3 protein-coding genes are annotated in these 2,274 nt (G+C 51.6%); all 3 read left to right on the forward strand.

The features are described from left to right. The first annotated feature begins 72 nt into the window (after positions 1-72). The 3 genes from tnpA to tnpC are packed head-to-tail and all read left to right on the forward strand — an operon-like array spanning position 73 to position 2,258. Positions 73-360, forward strand: a complete 288-nt coding sequence (gene tnpA, locus NGM62_RS21730) for an IS66 family insertion sequence element accessory protein TnpA (protein WP_262250403.1) — start codon at positions 73-75, stop codon at positions 358-360. After that, the gene (tnpB, locus tag NGM62_RS21735) at positions 360-713 is read left to right on the forward strand and encodes an IS66 family insertion sequence element accessory protein TnpB (protein WP_262250404.1); all 354 of its coding nucleotides are present in this window, start codon (positions 360-362) and stop codon (positions 711-713) included. The genes tnpA and tnpB overlap by 1 nt, the downstream gene beginning before the upstream one ends. 60 nt (positions 714-773) lie before the next feature. Beyond that, entirely contained in the window at positions 774-2,258 is a 1,485-nt protein-coding gene (gene tnpC / locus NGM62_RS21740; RefSeq protein ID WP_262250405.1) for an IS66 family transposase, read from the forward strand. Positions 2,259-2,274: the final 16 nt, after the last annotated feature.

Consider the following 2,274-nt stretch of genomic DNA (forward strand, 5'->3'; position numbering starts at 1 on the left):
GTATCCATCCGACCAAGTACATCTTTCCTGATTAATTGATCCGCTGTAATTTTACGCCCAAATAATTTCATTATGAAGGAACGTAGAGAATACATGTTTACGCTTGTGCGTCAGTGGCGGGACAGCGGTTTGACGCGGAAGGAGTTTTGTGCGCAGCATGGGATCACCGTGGCTAAATTTGGTTATTGGATCGCCCGTTGGAAAGAGGAACAGTCGGGTGGAGGGAGCGGTTTTATTCCGATGGGGTCGTTGATGACAGGAAACGTCCCGGCGATATCCGTTGTTTATCCCAACGGTGTCCGGGTAGAGGTCCCCTCGGCCGATTTGGGGTTATTGTCCAGACTGATCGCCCTTGCCTGATGTTCAGCCTGGGTTCCTCGCACCGTTATTATTTGTTTGGCGGCCATTGTGATATGCGAAAAAGTTTCGATGGTTTATGTGGTTTGATCTCCGGTCACCTGGGCCGGAGTGCGACCAGTGGTGACGTATTTGTGTTCCTGAACCGCCGCCGCACGCACATGAAACTGCTGCACTGGGAGCATGGGGGCTTTGTGCTGTATTACAAAAGGCTGGAGGGCGGCACGTTTCCGATACCCAAAAACAGTGGGTCCGGCGGCCGGATCGACTGGAGCGAGCTGGTACTGATGGTGGAGGGAATCGTGGTGGAGAAGAGCCGCAGGCGGCACCGGTTCAGCTTACAAAAAGCGGTCTGAAGCACTCAAAAACATCGTTTTTTACTTGTATAAGCCGCTGGCCATTTGTATCTTTATGCCATGCAAACGGCACTGGAACACCTATCAAAAGATGACCTTTTAAAGGCCATTTCCAGCCGTGATGAGAAAATCGAATACCTGGAGTCCCAGCTTGCCATGTACAGGCGGATGCAGTTCGGCCAGAAGCGGGAGCGCTTCGAGGGCGACCCCAATCAGGGAGTCCTGCCGTTCGATGCGGAGCCCGCAGAGAAGGAGCAACAACAGGAAGAAATCAAGGAGAAGATCGAATATACCCGGACGCGCCCCAGTCACAAAGGACGTGCGAAACTTCCGGAACACCTTCCTGTCCAAGAGATCGAGATCCGCCCGGAGGGTGACCTGTCGGATATGGTCTGCATCGGTAAGGAAATCACCGAGGAACTGGAATGCGAGCCTGCAAAGTTCTACATCAAACGCTATATCCGCTACAAATATGCTGCTAAAAGCGGTGAAGGGGTAAAGATCGGCGAGCTTCCCGAGCGGGTGATCGACAAAGGCATACCCGGAGCTGGTCTGCTGGCGATGATCCTGACCGATAAATACATGGATCACCTGCCGCTTTACCGGCAGAAACAGCGTTTCGCCCGGGACAATATCCGGATACCTTCTTCCACTATTGAGGGCTGGACAAAGGAAGCACTCATCAAACTCCAACCCCTGTATGAACAATTGGTTTTCGACACCAAATCAAAAGGCTATCTGCAGGTGGACGAAACGCCGATAAAAGTATTGGATAAGGATAAAAAAGGGGCTGCCCATCAGGGCTACTATTGGGTATACCATTGTCCGCTGGATAAAACCGTGCTGTTCGACTACAGCCCCACCCGGGGCGGCAGCGCGCCGTTGCCCATGCTGGGCAGTTTCCGGGGTTACTTGCAGACTGACGGCTATGCCGTTTACCAGCAACACGGAAAGAAAAAGGAGATTACCCACCTGGCCTGCTGGGCGCATGCACGAAGAGAATTCGAGCGCGCCTTGGACAATGATAGAGCCAGGGCGGGAAAAGCCATGTTAATGATCCAGAAACTGTATGCCGTGGAACGACAGGCCAGGGAGGAAAGCCTGGATCCGGGGGCGACCAAAGCTCTGCGCCTTGAAAAATCCCTGCCGGTAATCAACGAGCTGGGCGAATGGATATTTAAGGAAATAAAATCAACCCTACCCAAAAGCCAGATCGGTAAAGCCATGGCCTATGCGTATGCCCGGTGGGATGGACTGTCGGCTTACTTGTACGATGGAAACCTGCATATCGACAACAACCTTGTCGAAAATGCAATAAGGCCCGTGGCGATCGGACGTAAGAACTACCTCTTTGCAGGCAGCCACGAAGCAGCACAGCGATCGGCCATGATATATTCGTTTTTTGCGATTTGCAAAAAGCACGACGTAAATCCCTTTCAGTGGCTGAAATACACCCTGGAAAATATCATGACCATCAACCACAAAAAACTGAAAGATCTATACCCACAGAACTATAAAAATAATCTTCAGGAATCAAACCTGTAGTTGGTCGGGCGGATAC

This window comes from Parapedobacter soli, from assembly GCF_025460835.1.
In the GTDB taxonomy this organism is placed as follows: Bacteria; Bacteroidota; Bacteroidia; order Sphingobacteriales; family Sphingobacteriaceae; genus Parapedobacter; species Parapedobacter soli.

Coding starts and splice junctions, on each gene's coding strand:
- tnpA (WP_262250403.1), top strand. CDS start 73: ATGAAGGAACGTAGAGAATACATGTTTACGCTTGTGCGTCAGTGGCGG.
- tnpB (WP_262250404.1), top strand. CDS start 360: ATGTTCAGCCTGGGTTCCTCGCACCGTTATTATTTGTTTGGCGGCCAT.
- tnpC (WP_262250405.1), top strand. CDS start 774: ATGCAAACGGCACTGGAACACCTATCAAAAGATGACCTTTTAAAGGCC.